This is a genomic window from Streptomyces sp. PA03-5A (assembly GCF_033792725.1).
GTDB lineage: Bacteria > Actinomycetota > Actinomycetes > Streptomycetales > Streptomycetaceae > Actinacidiphila.
The window spans coordinates 30,767-49,578 of record NZ_JARAVL010000008.1; the positions used below are offsets into that span (position 1 = coordinate 30,767).

At 71.2% G+C, this 18,812-nt stretch carries 18 protein-coding genes and 2 pseudogenes; 13 read left to right on the plus strand and 7 right to left on the minus strand.

From position 1 onward, the window contains the following. Positions 1-149 precede the first annotated feature (149 nt). The 5 genes from qcrB to PV410_RS11570 all read left to right on the plus strand — a co-directional run bounded on the left by qcrB (position 150) and on the right by PV410_RS11570 (position 6,406). Positions 150-1,778 carry a cytochrome bc1 complex cytochrome b subunit gene (gene qcrB / locus PV410_RS11550; protein WP_500323994.1) on the plus strand — a complete coding sequence of 543 codons (1,629 nt, stop codon included), beginning with the start codon at positions 150-152 and terminating at the stop codon, positions 1,776-1,778. A 77-nt stretch (positions 1,779-1,855) separates the two neighbouring features. After that, the gene (locus PV410_RS11555) at positions 1,856-2,806 is read left to right on the plus strand and encodes an alpha/beta hydrolase (protein WP_500323995.1); all 951 of its coding nucleotides are present in this window, start codon (positions 1,856-1,858) and stop codon (positions 2,804-2,806) included. A 233-nt stretch (positions 2,807-3,039) separates the two neighbouring features. Next, positions 3,040-3,891, plus strand: a complete 852-nt coding sequence (locus tag PV410_RS11560) for an alpha/beta fold hydrolase (RefSeq protein WP_500323996.1) — start codon at positions 3,040-3,042, stop codon at positions 3,889-3,891. A gap of 399 nt (positions 3,892-4,290) precedes the next feature. Next, entirely contained in the window at positions 4,291-4,926 is a 636-nt protein-coding gene (locus PV410_RS11565) for a DUF1062 domain-containing protein (protein ID WP_500323997.1), read from the plus strand. Between the two features lie 247 nt (positions 4,927-5,173). Then, a complete protein-coding gene (locus PV410_RS11570) occupies positions 5,174-6,406 on the plus strand; it encodes an MFS transporter (protein WP_500323998.1) in 1,233 nt (410 codons plus the stop codon). 12 nt (positions 6,407-6,418) lie between these two features. Here PV410_RS11570 and PV410_RS11575 read toward each other — a convergent pair whose 3' ends face one another. Further along, positions 6,419-6,667 (minus strand): hypothetical protein, encoded by a 249-nt coding sequence (locus PV410_RS11575; protein ID WP_500323999.1) that lies wholly within the window; start codon positions 6,665-6,667, stop codon positions 6,419-6,421. Between the two features lie 327 nt (positions 6,668-6,994). On the opposite strand from PV410_RS11575, the gene PV410_RS11580 reads away from it, so the two are divergent. The 4 genes and pseudogenes from PV410_RS11580 to PV410_RS11595 form a co-directional block, all read left to right on the plus strand. Continuing rightward, positions 6,995-7,567: a GNAT family N-acetyltransferase gene (locus PV410_RS11580; protein WP_500324000.1), complete on the plus strand. Its 573-nt coding sequence runs from the start codon at positions 6,995-6,997 to the stop codon at positions 7,565-7,567. Positions 7,568-7,646: 79 nt separating this feature from the next. Beyond that, entirely contained in the window at positions 7,647-8,057 is a 411-nt protein-coding gene (locus tag PV410_RS11585; protein WP_500324001.1) for a VOC family protein, read from the plus strand. 242 nt (positions 8,058-8,299) lie between these two features. Beyond that, complete coding sequence (locus PV410_RS11590) at positions 8,300-10,681, plus strand: ATP-binding cassette domain-containing protein (protein ID WP_500324002.1); 2,382 nt, start codon at positions 8,300-8,302, stop codon at positions 10,679-10,681. 54 nt (positions 10,682-10,735) lie between these two features. Then, a pseudogene (locus PV410_RS11595) lies at positions 10,736-10,879 on the plus strand (helix-turn-helix transcriptional regulator); the annotation flags it as partial. 18 nt (positions 10,880-10,897) lie between these two features. On the opposite strand, the gene PV410_RS11600 reads toward PV410_RS11595, so the two are convergent. Then, positions 10,898-11,314, minus strand: coding sequence for a nuclear transport factor 2 family protein (locus tag PV410_RS11600; protein WP_500324003.1), 417 nt, complete (start codon positions 11,312-11,314; stop codon positions 10,898-10,900). A 223-nt stretch (positions 11,315-11,537) separates the two neighbouring features. On the opposite strand from PV410_RS11600, the gene PV410_RS11605 reads away from it, so the two are divergent. Both PV410_RS11605 and PV410_RS11610 read left to right on the plus strand, forming a co-directional pair. Then, positions 11,538-12,260 carry a DUF6082 family protein gene (locus PV410_RS11605; RefSeq protein ID WP_500324004.1) on the plus strand — a complete coding sequence of 241 codons (723 nt, stop codon included), beginning with the start codon at positions 11,538-11,540 and terminating at the stop codon, positions 12,258-12,260. Positions 12,261-12,348: 88 nt separating this feature from the next. Beyond that, positions 12,349-12,702: a VOC family protein gene (locus tag PV410_RS11610; protein WP_500324005.1), complete on the plus strand. Its 354-nt coding sequence runs from the start codon at positions 12,349-12,351 to the stop codon at positions 12,700-12,702. Positions 12,703-12,714: 12 nt separating this feature from the next. On the opposite strand, the gene PV410_RS11615 is transcribed toward PV410_RS11610, so the two are convergent. The 5 genes from PV410_RS11615 to PV410_RS11635 all read right to left on the minus strand — a co-directional run bounded on the left by PV410_RS11615 (position 12,715) and on the right by PV410_RS11635 (position 17,640). Then, the gene (locus PV410_RS11615) at positions 12,715-12,921 is read right to left on the minus strand and encodes a hypothetical protein (RefSeq protein ID WP_500324006.1); all 207 of its coding nucleotides are present in this window, start codon (positions 12,919-12,921) and stop codon (positions 12,715-12,717) included. Then, positions 12,921-13,517, minus strand: coding sequence for a YceI family protein (locus tag PV410_RS11620; protein WP_500324007.1), 597 nt, complete (start codon positions 13,515-13,517; stop codon positions 12,921-12,923). The genes PV410_RS11615 and PV410_RS11620 overlap by 1 nt, the downstream gene beginning before the upstream one ends. Before the next feature lie 78 nt (positions 13,518-13,595). Next, positions 13,596-14,345 (minus strand): SDR family oxidoreductase, encoded by a 750-nt coding sequence (locus tag PV410_RS11625; RefSeq protein WP_500324008.1) that lies wholly within the window; start codon positions 14,343-14,345, stop codon positions 13,596-13,598. Positions 14,346-14,510: 165 nt separating this feature from the next. Beyond that, on the minus strand, positions 14,511-16,211 hold the full coding sequence (locus tag PV410_RS11630) for an L-aspartate oxidase (RefSeq protein WP_500324009.1): 1,701 nt from the start codon (positions 16,209-16,211) through the stop codon (positions 14,511-14,513). Positions 16,212-16,395: 184 nt separating this feature from the next. Beyond that, the gene (locus tag PV410_RS11635) at positions 16,396-17,640 is read right to left on the minus strand and encodes an NAD(P)/FAD-dependent oxidoreductase (RefSeq protein ID WP_500324010.1); all 1,245 of its coding nucleotides are present in this window, start codon (positions 17,638-17,640) and stop codon (positions 16,396-16,398) included. A 209-nt stretch (positions 17,641-17,849) separates the two neighbouring features. On the opposite strand from PV410_RS11635, the pseudogene fdxA reads away from it, so the two are divergent. Both fdxA and PV410_RS11645 read left to right on the plus strand, forming a co-directional pair. After that, positions 17,850-18,161, plus strand: a pseudogene (gene fdxA, locus PV410_RS11640) (ferredoxin); the annotation flags it as partial. 103 nt (positions 18,162-18,264) lie between these two features. Then, the gene (locus tag PV410_RS11645; RefSeq protein WP_500324011.1) at positions 18,265-18,807 is read left to right on the plus strand and encodes a GNAT family N-acetyltransferase; all 543 of its coding nucleotides are present in this window, start codon (positions 18,265-18,267) and stop codon (positions 18,805-18,807) included. The last annotated feature ends 5 nt before the right edge of the window (positions 18,808-18,812 follow it).

Below are 18,812 nucleotides of genomic sequence, written 5' to 3' on the forward strand. Positions count from 1 at the left end.
CCGTGAACAGGGCGCGAAACCTCCTTCCGCATTGGCGCGCAGACGGCGCACGTCACACTTTCGCCGCGTGATCGGTCGTATTGCCGGAAGGTGCACGAGAGTGCCGACCCGCGACCCGCCATGGGTGAATCATGAATGGTGACAGGAACATGGACGGTGACAGCCGGCCCGCCGATTCGGAACGACCGCCGGACCAGGGGGTGAAAGTCGCCGAATGGGTCGGCGAACGACTGGGTATTGACAGACGTACCAGATCGTCCGGGATGCGGAAGGCATTCCCCAGCCACTGGTCCTTCATGCTGGGGGAGATATCCCTCTACAGCTTCTTCATCCTCGTCCTGACGGGGGTGTACCTGTCGCTGTACTTCCATCCGTCGATGACGCCGGTGGAATACCACGGCAGTTACGCACCGCTGCAGGGCCAAATGGTGTCCGAGGCCTTCGACTCGACGATGCGCATCTCCTTCGAGGTGCGCGGCGGCCTGCTGATCCGCCAGGCCCACCACTGGGCGGCGCTGATCTTCGTCGCCAGCATGTTCGCCCACATGCTCCGGGTGTTCTTCACCGGTGCGTTCCGCAAGCCGCGCGAGCTCAACTGGGTGCTCGGCTTCTCCCTGCTGGTCCTGGGCATGTTCGAGGGACTGACGGGCTACGACCTCCCGGACGACCTGCTCTCCGGGACCGGACTCATGGTCGTGAACGGCACCATCCTCTCGATACCGGTCGTCGGGACCTACCTGTCGATGTACCTCTTCGGGGGCGAGTACCCGGGCAAGGACCTGATCGCGCACTTCAACACGCTCCACGTCGTGGTGATCCCCGCCCTCATGGCCGGCGTCCTCGTCGCCCACCTGGTCCTGGCGCGCCGTCACCGGCGCGCGCAGTACCCGGGGCCCGGGCGTACCGAGCGGAACGTGGTCGGCCTGCCCTTCCGGGTCTACGCCGTGAAGTCGGGGGCGTACTTCCTCCTGGTCAGCGGGGTCGTCCTCATCATCGCCTCGACCACGCAGATCAACCCCATCTGGCTGTACGGCCCCTACCGGCCCGACCAGGTCACCGCCGGTTCACAGCCCGACTGGTACATGGGCGTGCTCGACGGCCTGCTGCGCGTCATGCCCGGCTGGGAGGTCGTCCTCTGGGGCCACACCCTGGCGCTGGACAACCTCGTGCCCCTGCTGGCGGGCGCCGGGCTCTTCCTCGCCCTGGGCGCCTACCCGTTCGTCGAGGCATGGGTCACCAAGGACGGCAACCGCGACCACCATCTCCTCGACCGGCCCCGCAACCGGCCGGTGCGCACCGCCCTGGGCGCGGCGTGGGTCAGCGTGTACGCGGTGGCGCTGCTGGGCGCGGCGAACGACGTGATCTCCATCCGCCTGCACATGTCGGTCAACTCCGTGACGTGGGCCGTCCGCATCGGCCTGTTCGTCGTGCCCTTCGTGGTGTACGGCGTGACCAAGCGCTGGGCGCTCGCCCTCCAGCGCAGCGACCGCGACAAGGTGCTGCACGGCCGCGAGACCGGGATCATCAAGCGCCTGCCGGACGGCGAGTACGTCGAAGTCCACCAGCAGCTCGGCCGCGAGCAACTCCACCTCCTCACGCAGCACGAGCAGTACGCGCCCATCCGCCTCTCCCCGGACGGCAGGGCCGGCCGGGTGGAGCGACTGCGGGCCCTGCTCAGCCGGGGCCTGTACGGGAAGGGGACGCAGATTCCCAAGCCCACCGTGCAGGAATTCGAGGAGATCACCCACGACCACGGTGAGAAGAACATTATCCACTGAGGTGTCACATATTCAGCCGGTCCTTTGTCATAAGAGCGAAGGAAGTGCACGAGAGTGCCGAACTTGGGAGTTCGACAATGAGCAAGCCCGTCCTCGAGCCTGCGGCTCAGGAAATCGCGGACGCCACGGCGACGCCGCCATTCCTCTACGAGCTCGGTGCGGAAGGCGCCCGTAAGGTCCTCGACGACCTGCAGGCGGCGCCGGTCGAGAAGTACGACGTCCGGGAAAAGTGGATCACCGTGCCGGCCGAGGTGGGTGACGTGCGCGTGCGCATCGTCAAGCCCGTGGGGGCGGAGGAGGTCCTGCCCGTCGTGCTGTACGTGCACGGTGGCGGGTGGGTGCTCGGCAACGCGGGTACGCACGACCGTCTCGTGCGCGAACTGGCCGTCATGGCGCACGCCGCGGTGGTGTTCGTCGAGTACGACCGCTCGCCCGAGGTCCGGTACCCGGTGGCCATCGAGCAGGCCTACGCGACGGCCCGTTGGGTCACCGGGAAGGGCGCGGACGAGGGATTGGACGCCTCGCGCATGGCCGTCGCCGGCGACTCCGTCGGCGGCAACATGACCGCGGCGCTGACGATCATGGCGAAGCGGCGCGGCGACGTGACCTTCGTCCACCAGTCGCTCTACTACCCCGTGACCGACGCGGCCCAGGACACCGGCAGCTACCGGGAGTTCGCAGACGGCCCGTACCTGACCGCGAAGGCCATGGCCTGGTTCTGGGACTGCTACACCACCGACCCGGCCGAGCGGGCGGAGATCACCGCCTCGCCGCTGCGGGCGAGCCTGGAGGACCTCGAGGGCCTGCCGCCCGCGCTGGTCATCACCGACGAGAACGACGTGCTGCGCGACGAGGGCGAGGCCTACGCCCGCAGGCTCACGCAGGCCGGCGTCCCGACCACCAGCGTCCGCTACAACGGCACGCTGCACGACTTCATGATGCTCAACCCCGTCCGTTCCACGCAGGCGACCACCGCCGCCATGGAGCAGGCCACCCGCGCGCTGCACACCGCGCTGCACACCAACTGAGTCACCCCACCGCCGGACGCGGGGCCGGGCCACTGGGCCGCCCCCTGCCCGCGGGCCTCCCCGAGAAGCGCCCGCACCGGTGATTCCTGGTGGTCCCGGACCCGGACGTCCCCGGTTGCCGGCCGCGAGCCACCTCTCGCAGACGTGCGGCGGCAATCCGCCGCACCCTCCGCCGGACCTCGTTCCCGGGGCCCGGATCGCACAACCATCTCCCGCCTCGAAAGGGCCTTCCTGTGAACCGTCATGCCCGTTACCGGACCCTCCGCACCCCGCTCACCGTCATGGCGACGGTGACCGTCGCCGCCGGTCTGCTCGCCGCGACCATGGCCCCCGCCAGCGCCACCAAGGGCGGGCACGGCGCCCCCTCGCACCACCGCAAGCCGACCGTGGTCCTGGTCCACGGCGCGTTCGCCGACTCCTCCAGCTGGAACGACGTCGTCAAGAAGCTGAAGCACGACGGCTACCCCGTGGTGGCCGCGGCCAACCCGCTGCGCGGGCTGGCCAGCGACGCCGCGTACGTCCGGGAGCTGGTGGACAGCATCGACGGGCCCGTGGTCCTGGCCGCCCACTCCTACGGCGGCGCCGTGATCTCCAACGCCGCCTACGGCTCCGACAAGGTCAAGGCCCTCGTCTACCTGGCCGCCTTCATGCCCGACAAGGGCGAGAACGCCTTCGACCTGTCGCTGAAGTTCGAGGGCAGCACGCTCGGCGACGCGCTGAAGCAGGTGCCGGTCACGATGCCCGACGGTTCCAAGGGCGTCGACCTCTACATCGACCAGGCCAAGTTCCACCACCAGTTCGCCGCGGACGTCCCCGCGCACACCGCGGAGATCATGGCGGCCACCCAGCGCCCCGTGTCCGGCGGCGCGCTGTACGAGCCCTCCGGCGAGCCCGCGTGGAAGACCATCCCCTCCTGGACCCTGGTGGCCTCCAACGACCGGAACATCCCCCGCGAGCTCCAGGTCTTCATGGCCGAGCGCGCCAAGTCCCACGTGGAGGAGGTCCGCGCGTCCCACGCGGTGAGCGTGTCCCACCCGAAGGAGTCCGCGCGCATCATCGAGGAAGCCGCGCGCTCGGTCCGCTGACCGCCGGCCCGGTGACCCCGCGGGCGGGGCGGCGCACGATGCGCCGCCCCGCCCGCCGTTCGTGGCCTCCGGGAAATTCGGTTGCCTGACGGCCCGCTGGTCGAACATCATCTCGGCCATGGATCTGTAACCAGTGGCGCACGTGCGGAATGAAGACGGGTTCGAGTCACTCCCCGTCCGGTTCCGGCGTGCCGTTCGAAGCCCGCACCTCGTGATCGGGGCGGGCTTCCTTCACGCGACGTGATGTGCCACGTCGCGCCGGCCGGTGTGCTCCGCTCTCGGACGCCGGCCTCACGCCACTGGATCCGGGGGAGTTCACAGCGCCGCGACGCGCTCCCTGACGCCTCCTCCGTCAGCCCTGGAGTTCGCGAAGCCATGAACGAGGTCCGCAGTATCCGTGTGTCCGCTGAAGGCGGCGGTTCCGACGTCGACCGGAAAGCACTGTGGGTGGTCAGGGAGCTCGCTCTGCCCGCCATCGTCACGGCATGCGTGTCGTGCAGGTCCACGCGCCACCGTCCCAGCGGCAAGTTCCGCGTGAACGCGAGCGGCAAGCTCCTCGACGTCTGGATGCTGATCTGCTGCGAGCTGTGCGGCCGTACGTCGAAGATCCCCGTCCACGAGCGCGTCCACGTACAGGCACTCGACCACGAGCGGCTGCTGATGTTCGAGAACAACGATCCGGGCATGGTGCGGCATCTGACGATGGACGGGGCGCTGGCCGGAAGGGCCGGGTACCGGCTCGACTGGACCGGCACGTGGGAGCTGGAGACCGACACGCCGTTCTACGACATCGAGCAGGACGATCCGGCATCGTTCGAGGTCGTCGTCGGTTTCGACCTCCCTGCGCCCATCCGGGTCGAGAAGCTGCTCATGACCGGGCTCGGCCTGAGCCGGTCCGCCGTGAGAGCCATGGTGGCCTGCGGGCGGCTACGCCTGCCCCTGGCCGTCGACGCGAAGGCACGCGGAGACTTCACCTTCTTCGTCATCGCCACCCCACCGCCTTCGCACGACGCCGCCGCGGATCACACGGCCTAGGGCCGCGGCGCCGACAGCTCCGCGCACCGGGCGGCCGGTGCGCGGGGCATGGACATCACCGGCGCGGGCGTCGAAGATGGCCACCCACGACACGACAAGATTTCTGCCCGGTGATGGAGTCGGTGCGGGGCGCGTGCCCCCTCTCCGCGCCACCACTGGACGGTTTCAGGCGGCTTCCACGGGACGGCACATCCGGGCACCGACGTCCCAGGTGGGCCGTCCCGCCGGGCAGCGAAAGGGAATCGCCGTGCCCTCGGCGAACTACCGTTCCCTGCTGCGTACCCCCGGCGCCGCGGCCTTCTTCCTGCCCGCATCGCTCGGACGCGTCGGCATCGCGATGACCGGCCTCAGCATCGTCTGGCTCGTGCACAGCCATACCGGCACCTTCGCCGCGGCCGGCCTCGTCGGCGGCGGATTCGCGGTGACCGACGCGCTCGTGGCGCCCCAACTGGCCTGGCTCGTCGACCGGTTCGGGCAGACCCGGGTCCTGCCGCCCGCACTGCTCGCCCACGCCCTCGCGGTAGCCGTCCTGGTGTCCCTGGTCGCCGCCGGCGCCTGCGACGCCCTCATGACCCTGGGCGGTGCGCTGGTCGGGGCCAGCCTTCCCCAGCTCAGCGCGATGTCCGCGGCACGCTGGGCGGCACTGCTGCGCACCGACCGGGCCGCGGAACTGCCCACCGCCTTCGCGCTGGAGTCGATCGGCAACGCGGTGGCCTACCTCGTGGGCCCGGCGCTGGTCAGCGCGCTCGCCGCGGCCGGACATCCCGCGGCCGGCGTGGTGCTCGCCGCCTCCTTGTCGGTGGCCGGCGGCCTGGTCCTCGCGGCGCAGCGCGGCAGCGCGCCCCCACCGGCGGCCGGCAGCGCCGTGCACGCGCGTGCGGGCCGGTCGTTGTTGTGCGGGGCGGTCTTCGTACTGATGGGGCTCAACCTCGCCCTCGGTGTCTTCTTCGGCGCCATGCAGGTGTCGGTGACCGCCTTCGCGGTGGAGCACGGCGCACCGGGCGCCGCAGCCGTGGTCTTCACCGTCTCCAGTTGCAGCGGTCTGCTGGCCGGTTGGGTGTACGGGGCGCGCCGGTGGGGCGCCACGCCCCCGGTGCAACTGCTGGCGGCGACCAGTGCGCTCCTGCTCGGCACGCTGCTGCTGCCCACGGTCGGCTCACCGTTCGGACTCGGCTTGGTCGTCCTCCTGACCGGTGCCACGATCCAGCCCCTTCTGGTGCTCTTCTCCGTGCTCACCGAGTCGACCGTCCACCGGGCCGTCCTGACCCAGGCGTTCTCCTGGCTCGGCTCCGCCAGCGCTGCGGGCTCGGCCGCCGCGGCGGCGGTCTCCGGCTGGGCGGTCGACTCGTCCGGGGCACGTGGCGGCTTCGCGATCACCACCGCGGCAGCCGCCGCGATGACCCTCCAGAGCCTCGCGGGCCTGCGTCTCCTGCGGACGCGGAAGGGACAGCCGGCGCGTGCGGAGCCGAGGGCGAACTGAGGGCGGGAACCTTCAGCCGCGTACGGGGCGGAGGCCGGCCGCCAGCTCCGCGCGGTCGATCAGCGCGGTGAGGCTGACGGCCGGCGCGGACGCCAGCGCGTCGCCCGCGAGCGCGCCCACGTCGACCGCCGAGGTCCGCCCGCCCAGCGGGTGCGTGAACCGGGTGACGACCCAGCGGCCGCCCACGGGTGAGCCCGAGTCCTCGCACCATGCCCAGCGTGCGCCGTGCGCGCTGATCAGGAACTCCGCGAGACAGGCCACCAGCAGCGTGTGGAGCTCGACCCACTCGTCCCGGTCGAGGAGAGCGGGGATCTCCTGGGCCAGGCGCGCGTCGAGGACGTGTGCCGCGGTCCCCGGGTCCGTCCGCAGGAGATCGGGAGCATGACCGAGACCGGCCAGGAGGTCCCCGGTACGCCCGCGGCACGCGGCGGCCTACTCGCAGACATCGACCAGGGCGGCGGCATGTGCAGTCATTCTGGTAGGGATATCAGAGCGGACTCGACGGGCCGCACGGCCCCCCCGCCCCCACCGCCGCTGCCAGGCGAAATCCCGTTGTCGGGTTCCGGGAGGCTGCGAGAGCATCCGGGAATGGACGAGCCCGCCGAGATCCTCCGCTCCGACCAGGTCGAACTGCGCCGCTGGCGCACCGGCGACGTCGACGCCCTGGACCACGCCATCGCCGAGTCCCTTGACCACTTGGCGCCCTGGATGCCCTGGGCTGCGGGCCACGGAAGACGGGACACCGCCGGCTTCCTGGCCCGCAGCCAGGACGAGTGGGGGAGCGGGGAGGCGTACGCCTACGCGATCACGTCGGAGGACGTGGTGATCGGCAGCTGCGGACTCCACCGCCGCATCGGTGCGGGCGGCCTGGAGATCGGGTACTGGCTCCACCCCCGGTGGACCGGACGGGGACTCGCCACGGCGGCCGCCGCCGCACTCGTCGGCCAGGGATTCGGCCTGACCGGCATCGACCGGCTGGAGATCCACCACGACGCCGCCAACGCCGCCAGCGGAGCCGTCGCCCGCCGCCTCGGCTTCACCGAGATCGCACGCGTACCGGAACCGGAAGGCCCGTCCGCCCCCGGCGACGTGGGGATCGAGGTCGTCTGGCGGATGACCGCGGACCAGTGGTGTGCGTCCCTGCCGGGTCGCGCGCTCTGAGTGCGGGGGTCACCGTGCGCGGAGGATCGGTCAGGAATGGAGAAGCCCCCGCGAGCGGGCCGCGGCTAGCGTGACGGCCATGGACATCACCATTCACTGGACCTTCCTCCCGCACACCGACCCCGAGGCCTCGCTGGCCTTCTACCGCGACACCCTCGGCTTCAAGGTCCGCAACGACGTCGGCTACGGCGACATGCGCTGGATCACCGTCGGCCCCGCCGACCAGCCCGGCACGTCGATCGTCCTGGAGCCGCCGGCCGCCGACCCGGCCATCACCGAGGACGAGCGCCGCACCATCACCGAGATGATGACCAAGGGCACCTACGCCCGCCTCACCCTGGGCACGCCCGACCTCGACGGCGTCTTCGAGCGGCTCGTGGCGGGCGGCGCCGAGGTCGTCCAGGAACCGACCGAGCAGCCGTACGGGATCCGCGACTGCGCTTTCCGAGACCCCGCGGGCAACACGATCCGCTTCAACGAGGTCCGCTGACCGCCCCGTGACCCCCGCTCCCGCGCCGCCCCCCCGGCGGGAACCCGGCCACCACACGGTCCGTTCGACGGGGACCGGTCCGAAGGGGGAGCGGGGCGGCCGGGTGGACGGTTACCGTGGCCGCGCCCCACCGACGCGGGGGGACCGGACATACTTGACCGAAGCCGGTCAGATCGAACCAGGCGACGCCGACGGAGACCGCCAAGGCGGCCCAGCACGCACCAGATGGAGAGACGACACACATGGCCAAGAAGGCGGACGCGCAGTCGCCTGCGCCGCACGTTGCCGACAGCCACGATCTGATCCGCGTGCACGGTGCACGTGAGAACAACCTGAAGGACGTCAGCATCGAGATCCCGAAGCGCCGGCTCACGGTGTTCACCGGAGTCTCCGGCTCGGGCAAGAGCTCCCTGGTCTTCAACACGATCGCCGCGGAGTCGCAGCGGCTGATCAACGAGACCTACAGCGCCTTCGTCCAGGGCTTCATGCCGACACTGGCCCGCCCCGAGGTCGACGTCCTGGACGGGCTGACGACCGCGATCACCGTCGACCAGCAGCGGCTGGGGGCGGACCCCCGCTCCACCGTCGGCACCGTCACCGACGCCAACGCCATGCTGCGCATCCTCTTCAGCCGGCTCGGCACCCCGCACATCGGCCCGCCCAGCGCCTACGCCTTCAACGTCCCCTCCGTCCGGGCCAGCGGCGCGATCACCGTCGAGCGCGGCGCGAGCAAGGCCGAGAAGGTCACCTTCACCCGCACCGGCGGCATGTGCCCGCGCTGCGAGGGCCGGGGCACGGTCTCCGACATCGACCTGAGCCAGCTCTTCGACGACTCCAAGTCGCTCAACGAGGGTGCGATCACCGTCCCCGGCTACAAGGGCGGCGGCTGGAACGCCCGGCTCTACGCCGAGTCCGGCTTCTTCGACCCCGACAAGCCGGTCCGCACCTTCACCAAGCAGGAACTGCACGACTTCCTGCACCGCGAGCCGACCCGCATGAAGATCGCGGGCATCAACATGACCTACGAGGGACTGGTCCCGCGGGTCCAGAAGTCGATGCTCGCCAAGGACAAGGAGGCGATGCAGCCGCACATCCGCGAGTTCGTGGACCGCGCCGTCGCCTTCACCACCTGCCCCGAGTGCGACGGCACGCGGCTCAGCGAAGGCGCCCGGGAGTCGAAGATCGCCGGGATCAGCATCGCCGACGCCTGCGCGATGCAGATCAGCGACCTGGTCGCATGGGTGCGCGCCCTGGACGAGCCCTCGGTCGCGCCGCTGCTCACGAAGCTGCAGCACACCCTCGAGTCGTTCGTGGAGATCGGACTCGGCTACCTCTCGCTCGAACGGCCGTCGGGCACGCTCTCGGGCGGCGAGGCGCAGCGCGTCAAGATGATCCGCCACCTCGGCTCCTCGCTCACCGACACCACCTACGTCTTCGACGAGCCCACCACCGGTCTGCACCCGCACGACATCCAGCGGATGAACGGCCTGCTGCTGCGCCTGCGGGACAAGGGCAACACGGTGCTCGTCGTGGAGCACAAACCGGAGACGATCGCCATCGCCGACCACGTCGTCGACCTCGGCCCCGGCGCCGGCACGGCCGGCGGCACCGTCTGCTTCGAGGGCGACATCGAGGGGCTGCGGAGCAGCGGCACCATCACCGGGCGCCACTTCGACGACCGCGCGTCCCTGAAGGAGACGGTGCGCAAGCCCACCGGCAACCTGGAGGTCCGCGGCGCCACGGCGCACAACCTGCGCGACGTCGACGTCGACGTCCCGCTCGGGGTGCTCACCGTCATCACCGGCGTCGCGGGCTCGGGCAAGAGCTCCCTCGTGCACGGGTCGATCCCCGCCGGTGCCGGGGTCGTGTCCGTCGACCAGAGCCCCATCCGCGGCTCGCGCCGCAGCAACCCGGCGACGTACACCGGACTGCTCGACCCGATCCGCAAGGCGTTCGCCAAAGCCAACGACGTGAAGCCCGCGCTGTTCAGCGCCAACTCCGAGGGTGCCTGCCCCACCTGCAACGGAGCCGGCGTGGTCTACACGGACCTGGCCATGATGGCGGGCGTCGCCAGCACCTGCGAGGAGTGCGAGGGCAAGCGGTTCCAGGCCTCGGTGCTGGAGTACCACCTCGGCGGCCGCGACATCAGCGAGGTGCTCGCGATGTCGGTCACCGACGCCGAGGAATTCTTCGGCGGCGGTGAGGCGCACACGCCCGCCGCGCACCGCATCCTCGGCCGGCTCGCCGACGTCGGACTCGGCTACCTCAGCCTCGGCCAGCCGCTCACCACGCTGTCCGGCGGTGAGCGGCAGCGGCTGAAGCTGGCCACGCACATGGGCGACAAGGGCGGCGTCTACGTCCTCGACGAGCCGACCGCCGGCCTGCACCTCGCCGACGTCGAGCAACTGCTCGGTCTGCTGGACCGTCTCGTCGACTCCGGCAAGTCCGTCATCGTCGTCGAGCACCACCAGGCGGTCATGGCGCACGCCGACTGGATCATCGACCTCGGCCCCGGCGCAGGCCACGACGGTGGGCAGATCGTCTTCGAGGGCACCCCGGCGGACCTCGTCGCCGCCCGCTCCACCCTCACCGGCCGGCACCTGGCCTCCTACGTCGGCGCCTGACGCGCGGCGGGGGCCGGGGCGATCACGCCCCGGCCCCGTGCCGTCATGCTGCGGCTCATCGCGGCACCGGACGACGTCGCCGCGGTCGGTCACGCCGTCGGGTACGACAGCCCCTCGCAGTTCTGCCGCGAGTACCGCCGCATGTTCGGCGCCCCGCCCGGCCAGGACGCGGCTCGCCTGCAGACCGCGGCGGTGGTCCAGGAGTTGACGCCGCCGTCAGTCGCCCCACGCGTCTGCGGACCTGCTCGAATCGAAGAAGCGGTCCCTCGCGCACCGGATCTTGCCGTCCTCGAGACAGACGGTCGACACGATGTCGTGTGCCTCCATGGAATGTCCCTCCCCATCCAGGAGTTCGTCGGTCCGGCGCACGGAAACGACGTCTCCGTCGGCCTGGATGTCACGTACATCCATACGGAAGCCGCTCGCGCGGAAGGTCTCCAGGGCACGGCGCAGGTCGTCGAGGAGAGCGTCCAGGCCGTCCACGGGATGGTCGTTGATGATGACGGACTGCCAGTTGACGTCGGGATGGAGGAACCGGTGACAGGTGGCCGCGGCATCGTCGTAGGTGGGTCCGAATTCCGCACAGAAACTCCGGACCGTGTCCACGGGCGATGGATGGCTCATGTCCAGCATTCCTTCATGATCGGAGTCGTCCGGCGCGCCGAGTGTTTCAGAAAAGCGACGGCCCGCTCCACGAGCCCGTCCCTCCCAACTGGTAAGCGCAGCCTCCTACGAGCGGGGTCACACCCCGGCCCCCGCGCCGGCACGGCACAATCAGCCCGTGGCAACCGGGAGGGCCCGGCTTGGGGGAGGGTGCGCTGTGATGGTCCGTCATCGTCCGGTGGGGAGGCGCTCATTGGCCCGACGTGTCACCGGGTTCCTGGGGCTGCTGGCGGCCGCGGCGGTCGTGCTGGCGGCGGTCCTGCTGTCCCCGTTCGTGCTGGAGGGGATCTCCGGCTCGCGGGGGGTGGACTGGGACCGGCTGGGCCAGGTCGGTGCCGCGTACGGCTTCACGTCGGCGATCGTCTCGGCACTCGCGCTGGCCGGTGTCGCGGTGTCGCTGATCGTCCAGAACCGGCAGGCCAGGGCCGAGCAGATCCAGGGGATCCGCGGCTACTACCTGGAGCTGGCCCGGCTGGAGCTCGACGACATGGCACTGTTCCAGCCCGTCTGGGGTGCGACGGACATCGCCGATCAGGACGGACGGAGACGGCACGTCTACGCCGACCTGATGATGAACTACGCGTGGATGGGCTACGAGATCGGGACGATCCCCGAGGGCCTGCTGCGGGACATGCTGGCCGGGATGTTCACCGGGGAAGCGGGGCGCGACTACTGGAGCAGGGCCGGCGCCTCGTGGATCGCCCGCTCGTCCGGGAGCCGTGCGGGCCGTCGTTTCCTGGGCGTCGTAGGCGAGGAACTCGCCCGGGCCGTCGCCGCCGGGCCCCCGGCGCGCACCCCGCGGGTGCCCGGCGTCCCTGCTCCCCGGGGACCGCGCCGGCGGTGGGCCGTGTCCGGCACCCTGATCGGCCTGGGTACCGGTCTGGCCCTGGGAGCGGTCCTGCGGGGCCGACGCTGAAGACAGTCCCCGGGTGCCGCCCCGGGGGCCCGTCGGGCGATGGTGTGGTGCCGCGCGTCCTGATCGCCGTCCTGGCAGGATGGGCGGCATGGAACGTGTGCTGGGAATCGGTGGTTACTTCCTGCGGGCGGCCGACCCCGCGGCTCTGAACGCGTGGTACCGGGACTGCCTGGGCCTGGACGCCGATGAGCACGGCCTGTGGCGTCAGGAGGCGGGGCCGACGGTGTTCGCGACCTTCGAGTCCGGGACCGACTACTTCGGGTCCCGCACCCAGCAGACCATGCTCAACTTCCGGGTCCGCGACCTGGACGCCATGCTCGCGCAACTGCGGGCCAAGGGCGCCGACGTGGCCGAGGAGACGCAGGACATGGACGGCGTCGGCCGGTTCGGCTGGGTCACCGATCCCGAGGGCAACCGCATCGAGCTGTGGCAGCCCGCCTGACCGCGGGGCCCCTCAGCGGTCGTCGCCCGTGGCCTGGTCGGGGAGGAGACCGGAGCTGCGGAGGCCGCTCAGGGCCTCGGCGACGGCGGTCATGCGATCGGCGACGTCCGCAAGTTCGCGGCGCAGTTCCATGACGCGCCGCTCCAGCGCCACGGCCTGGGCGGTGAGTGCCGCGGCGGTGGCCGAAGTGTCGGGTTGGTGGTCGGCGGATCGGGTCATCACAGGGCCTCCGGGCCGAGTTGCAGCGCGGAGACGCTGAGTTCGAGCCGCGCCTTGTCGCTGAGCAGCACGCCTCCGGTCTCCAGGGGGACGTTCCAGTTCAGGCCCCAGTCCGAACGCCGGAGGACGGCCGAGCCCTCGAAGCCGACCCGCCGCTGCCCGTCGGTGTCGCGGGCGGTGCCGCCGTAGTCGAGGTCGATGTGCAGCGGCAGCTCGACGTCCTTGATCCTGAGGTTCCCCGTCATGCGGAAGCGGTCCTCGTCCAGGGGGACGACCGCGGTGGAGCGGAAGACCATGAGGGGGAACGTCGCCGAGTCCAGGAAGTCGGGGCCGGTGATGTGGGAGTCCCGCGCCCGGACGCCGGTGTCCAGGCTGCCGGTCTGCACGCTCACGTGGGCCTCCGAACGGGCCGGGTGAAGCGCGTCGAGCCGGAGGAACCCCTCGAACGCGGTGAATCTGCCCCGTACGTTGGCGACCATGGCGTGCCGGACGGAGAAGCCGACCGCGCTGTGGACCGGGTCGATGACGTACGCACCGGTCAGTTCCTCCTGCGGACGGGAGCCGGGGACGGTGGTTTCCGCGCAATTCCTGGGCATGGCGGGTCGACCTCTTCGTACGGGTGGGTCGGGGACGGCGCGGTGGCCCCCACCGGGGGCAGGGGCCACCCGCGGGGGTTACCGCTGCTGCTGGGCGAACCAGTCGGCGAAGCGGGTCGCGGCGAGCTGCGCGCCGGCGCCGGGGACGAGCGAGTCTTCCTGCAGCACGGACCCGTAGTACGGGGCCTGCGGGTCCGCGACGACCTTGCGGGGGTCGTTCTGGGCGGCGAGCACGTCACGGACCAGCTCGTCGAACCGGAACACGTCCGGGCCGGCGATCTCCACCACGCCGCCCAGGGGCGTGCCGGCCGCGGTGCGGGCGACGGCCGTGGCCACGTCGTCGGAGTAGATGGGCTGGAACTTCACGGGCGCGATGCGCACCGTGTCGCCCTCGGTCCCCGCGTCCGCGATACCGTTCACGAACTCGAAGAACTGCGTGGCGTGCACGATGGAGTAGGGCATGCCCGACGCCTTGATCAGCTCCTCCTGGGCCAGCTTGGCGCGGAAGTAGCCGTTGTCCGGGAGCCGGTCGGTGCCGACGATGGAGAGCGCGACGTGGTGGACGACACCCGCCTTGGCGTTCGCCTCCATGAGGTTGCCGGTGCAGGTGCGGAAGAAGTTCATCACGGCCTCGTCCTCCCACGAGGGCGAGTTGGAGACGTCGACCACGACCTGCGCGCCCTGCAGCACCTCGGCGAGGCCCTCGCCGGTCAGGGTGTTGACGCCGGTGTTGGGGGAGGCCGCGACGGCCTCGTGCCCGTGCTCGTTGAGCTTGCTGACGACCTTCGAGCCGATCAGCCCGGTTCCGCCGATGACTACGACCTTCATGATGGAGTCCTCTCGGATGTTCTCGTGCGTGACGCGCAAGGGGCGGTGGGGCGCCCCACCGGCACCGGCCGGTGTCTCTTCGCTGGGAAGACCGGGCAGCGGAGCCGTTTGTGACAGGGGCCCGATTCGGCGGGCCCCCGGATCCCTCACAGGACGCGAGCGTCCTCACTCGACGAGCTTGCCCTCGGTGGAGACCTCCTGCATCAGGGCGGTGATCTCCTCGGGGATGTCCGGGATGCTCTCCCGGGTGACGCCGGTCTTGGGGGACCAGACGAGGTTGACCCGCAGCGCGGGATCCTGCTCAGGGTAGTCGCTGCGGTTGTGGCAGCCGCGGGTCTCACGCCGCTCCAGCGCCGATTCCAGCGTGGCACGCGCCGCCAGGGCCGCCGACTTGAGGTCGAAGGCGTGCGCGAGGTCCTGGAAGCCGGCGATGTCGGGGTGGACACCGACGGACTCCATCCGCTTCTCGATGAGGTCGAGTTCGGTCAGACCGGCCCGCAGGCCCTCCTCGTCGCGCACCACGCCCGCGTGCTCGGTCATGGTGTTGCGGATGGCGCGCTGCAGGGCGCGGACGTTCTCGGGCCCGTCCGCCGCCACCAGGTCGTCGACCTCGGCGCGGGCCTGCGCCACCGCCGCCGCCGACCGCGGCTGCGAGGTCAGTCCCAGCGAGTAGGCGGCGGCCGCCTGACCCGTGATGCGACCGAAGACCAGCAGCTCGATGAGGCTGTTGCCGCCCAGGCGGTTCGCGCCGTGCAGGCCGCTGGACGCCTCGCCGATGGCGTACAGGCCGCGGACGTCGGTGCTGTGGTCCTCGGGCCGCACCCAGACGCCGCCCATCGAGTAGTGCGCGGTGGGCGCGATCTCGATCGGGTCGCGGGTGATGTCCAGCATCTGCAGGTCGAGCAGCGTCTGGTAGACGCGGGGGAGCCGGTTCATGATGGTCTGCCGCGGCAGGTGGGAGACGTCCAGCCACACGGCTCCCTTGGGGGTGCCGCGGCCCTCCTTGATCTCCGTGTACGAGGCGAGGGCGACGCGGTCGCGGGTGGACAGCTCCATCCGCTCGGGGTCGTAGCGGCTCATGAACCGCTCCCCGAGGGCGTTGCGCAGGATGCCGCCCTCACCGCGGGCGGCCTCGCTGACGAGCGTGCCGGCCGCGTTCTCCGGCTCGATGATGCCGGAGGGGTGGAACTGCACGAGCTCGGCGTCGCGCAGCCGCGCGCCGGCCTCCACGGCCAGACGGAACGAGTCACCGGTGTTCTCGTCGCGCCGGGAGGAGGTGCGCCGCCAGATCCGGGTGTGGCCGCCGGCTGCGAGGATGACGGCGTCGGCGTGGATGAGGTAGCGCGTGCCGTCGGTGAGGTCGAAGCCGTACGCGCCGAACACGGCGCCGTCGTGCTCGAGGATGCGGGTGATGTAGACGCCGTCGAGCACCGGGATGTCGAGCTGCTCGGCCCGCCGCACGAGCGTGCGCTGGATCTCCAGGCCGGTGTAGTCCCCGGCGAAGGCGGTGCGGCGGTATTTGTGCGCGCCGAAGAAGCGCTGCGAGATCCGGCCGTCCTCCTCCCTGGCGAAGGCCATGCCGTACCGCTCCAGGTCGTCGATGCCCAGGGCCGCACCCTGGGTGACGATCTCCACGGTGCGGGGGTCGGCCAGCAGGTAGCTCTCCTTGAGCGTGTCCGCGGCGTGCTGCTGCCAGCTGTCCTCGGGGTCCATCGTGGCGAGCGCGGCGTTGATGCCTCCGGCCGCCAGGGCCGTGTGGGCGTCGTCCTTGGGCCGCTTGCCGACCGCGAGGACGTCGACTCCGGCCTCCGCAAGTTCGATCGCCGCTCGCAGTCCTGCTCCTCCGGTACCGATCACCAGCACCATGGTGGAAATGTGTCGTTCAGTGAGGGCCACGGTCTGCTCCGATCGACTTGGTTGTCACCCCATACGACCGGGCGGTCAAGCCATCTGTGACAGCGGTCCCCGCCCCCGGACCGCGTGGCGGGGCGTCCGGAAGGGCGTGGGACGACCGGATCACCCGGCCGTCCCACGCCCACGGGACCGGTCGTCAGGCGACGACGCGGTCCAGGGGCACGTCCGGGTCGGCCAGGCGCGCGTCGTCGACCGCGGCGCGCGAGGTGATCAGGTCGCGGACCGGCTCGACGACGTCCCACACGTTGACGTTCATGCCGGCCAGGATGCGGTTCCCCGACATCCAGAAGGCGATGAACTCCCGAGCCGCCCGGTCCCCGCGGAAGACGACGCGGTCGTAGCCGCCGGGCTCCACGTAGCCGGTGTACTCCATGCCCAGGTCGTACTGGTCGGTGTAGAAGTACGGCAGCCGGTCGTAGACGGCGTCCTTGCCGAGCATGGCCTGCGCGGCGGTGGCCGGCTGGTTGAGCGCGTTGGCCCAGTGCTCGACGCGGATGTGGCGGTCGAGGAACGGGTGGTAGGCGTTGGCGACGTCGCCCGCGGCGAAGACGTCCGGTGACGAGGTCCGCAGGTGCGCGTCGGTGACGACGCCGTTGCGCACCTCCAGCCCGGCCGCCTCGGCGAGCTGGACGTTGGGGGTGATGCCGACGCCCACGACCACGGCGTCCGCGGGGAGGCGGGTGCCGTCGGCGAGCTGCACCCCGTCGGCGCGGCCGCCGGTGCCGGTGATGCGTTCCACCGTCACGCCGTGGCGCAGCACGACGCCGTGCTCGGTGTGCAGGCCCGCGAAGACCTCGGCGGCCTCGCGCCCCAGGACCCTGAGCAGCGGCAGCTCCTCGTGCTCCAGCACCGTCACCTCCGCCCCGGCCTGCTTGGCGGCGGCGGCGGTCTCCAGGCCGATCCACCCGGCGCCGATGACGACGATCCGCGCGCCCGCGGTGAACGCCTCCTTGAGCCGCTCGCTGTCGCCCACACGGCGCAGGTAGAGCACGTTGTCCAGCTCCGCCCCGGGGACGGGCAGGCGCCGCGGGGTCGAACCGGTGGCCAGGAGCAGCTTCGTCCAGGGCATGCGGCGCCCGCCGTCGAGCTCCACCTCCTTGGCGCCGGCGTCGAGGCCGGTCACCGTCGTGCCGAGCATCAGGTCGACGTCGTGCTTGTCGTACCACTCGTCGGGATGCACGAAGATCGAGTCGCGCGTCTCCTTGCCGAGCAGATAGCCCTTCGAGAGCGGCGGGCGGACGTAGGGCCTGTCCCGTTCGTCGCCGATGAGGAGGAGCCGGCCGTCGTAGCCGTTCTCCCGCAGAGCCTCCGCCGCCTTGCCCGCGGCCAGACCGCCTCCGACGATCACGAAAGTGTTCTCAGGGGACACAATGCACCTCATCTCGGATGTCGCATGCTGCGAACCGTGTACGGAGAGTCAACCACCAGACCGCTCGCCGCTCCGTCGTGTGACACAGCCGGTCGTGTCGCCCGGCCTCCGGGCGGGCGCCATGTCACGACGTCAGGGGTGTGCCGGTCATACAGCTGATCGAAGGACGCCCGGGGCAGCCGGCCCACCGGTCCGTCCCCGTAGCGACCGAGGAGCAGAAGGTGGCCTACGTCATCGCGCAGCCCTGCGTCGACGTCAAGGACCGGGCCTGCGTCGCCGAGTGTCCGGTGGACTGCATCTACGAGGGCGGCCGGACGCTCTACATCAACCCCGTGGAGTGCGTGGACTGCCGTGCGTGCGAGCCCGTGTGCCCGGTCGAGGCGATCTTCCGCGAGGACGACCTCCCGCAGGAGTGGGCGCGCTACAGGGAGGTCAACGCCGAGTACTTCCGGCCCACTTCGGGCTCCGGTGGGCATGGCAGGCCGCTGGTCGGCGACGGGGACCACGCCTTCGTGGCCCGGTTGCCGCCGCAGCGGTCCCGCAAGAAGGACATCGCCCTCTTCGCCATCGGCAAGGAGGAGGCCGAGGAGGCCGACCTGTGGTTCCCGTCGTGACGGCCCCGGGAGGCGAGGGCCGGTGATTCCCTTCGCTCGCGACCGGCTGCGGAACGCAAGGCCCGCGCGGCAGGGGCCCGACGTGGTCGAGGTCGGCCCCCAGGACCTCGAACGCACCGTGGCCATGCACCTCAGGTGCTCGGCCCGCACCCTGTGGAGCCGGTACCACCGCGCGATGGGCGATCCTCGTTCCTACCTGCACACCCTGCTGTCCAGGCCCGGAGCCGTGCACCTGGCCGTGCAGCAGCCGGCCGGCGACATCGTGGCCGTGGGCCACCTGATGCCGGACCGCGGGAACGCGGAGGCGGCGCTGCTCGTCGAGGACGCGTGGCAGAACAGCGGGCTCGGCAGCCGTCTGCTGCGCGACCTCGGGCACCGTGCCGTCGGCGCCGGGTGGAAGGAGGTCTACGGCCTCGTCCTGCCCGGCGACGAGAAGATCCCCGCGATCCTGTCGCACACCTCCGTCCCCCTCCACACCCTGCACGAGGAGGGCGTGACGACCGTCTGGGCGGAGACCGGCGACATAGCCGCCGCGGAGGCGTCCACCGACGCCGGCGCGCGGTGAGCCGG

What these genes read in the sequence shown, in the direction of transcription:
- qcrB (WP_500323994.1), top strand. Translation starts at nt 150, where the DNA reads ATGGACGGTGACAGCCGGCCCGCCGATTCGGAACGACCGCCGGACCAG.
- PV410_RS11555 (WP_500323995.1), top strand. Translation starts at nt 1,856, where the DNA reads ATGAGCAAGCCCGTCCTCGAGCCTGCGGCTCAGGAAATCGCGGACGCC.
- PV410_RS11580 (WP_500324000.1), top strand. Translation starts at nt 6,995, where the DNA reads ATGGACGAGCCCGCCGAGATCCTCCGCTCCGACCAGGTCGAACTGCGC.
- PV410_RS11585 (WP_500324001.1), top strand. Translation starts at nt 7,647, where the DNA reads ATGGACATCACCATTCACTGGACCTTCCTCCCGCACACCGACCCCGAG.
- PV410_RS11590 (WP_500324002.1), top strand. Translation starts at nt 8,300, where the DNA reads ATGGCCAAGAAGGCGGACGCGCAGTCGCCTGCGCCGCACGTTGCCGAC.
- PV410_RS11600 (WP_500324003.1), bottom strand. Translation starts at nt 11,314, where the DNA reads ATGCTGGACATGAGCCATCCATCGCCCGTGGACACGGTCCGGAGTTTC.
- PV410_RS11610 (WP_500324005.1), top strand. Translation starts at nt 12,349, where the DNA reads ATGGAACGTGTGCTGGGAATCGGTGGTTACTTCCTGCGGGCGGCCGAC.
- PV410_RS11615 (WP_500324006.1), bottom strand. Translation starts at nt 12,921, where the DNA reads ATGACCCGATCCGCCGACCACCAACCCGACACTTCGGCCACCGCCGCG.
- PV410_RS11620 (WP_500324007.1), bottom strand. Translation starts at nt 13,517, where the DNA reads ATGCCCAGGAATTGCGCGGAAACCACCGTCCCCGGCTCCCGTCCGCAG.
- PV410_RS11625 (WP_500324008.1), bottom strand. Translation starts at nt 14,345, where the DNA reads ATGAAGGTCGTAGTCATCGGCGGAACCGGGCTGATCGGCTCGAAGGTC.
- PV410_RS11630 (WP_500324009.1), bottom strand. Translation starts at nt 16,211, where the DNA reads ATGGTGCTGGTGATCGGTACCGGAGGAGCAGGACTGCGAGCGGCGATC.
- PV410_RS11635 (WP_500324010.1), bottom strand. Translation starts at nt 17,640, where the DNA reads ATGAGGTGCATTGTGTCCCCTGAGAACACTTTCGTGATCGTCGGAGGC.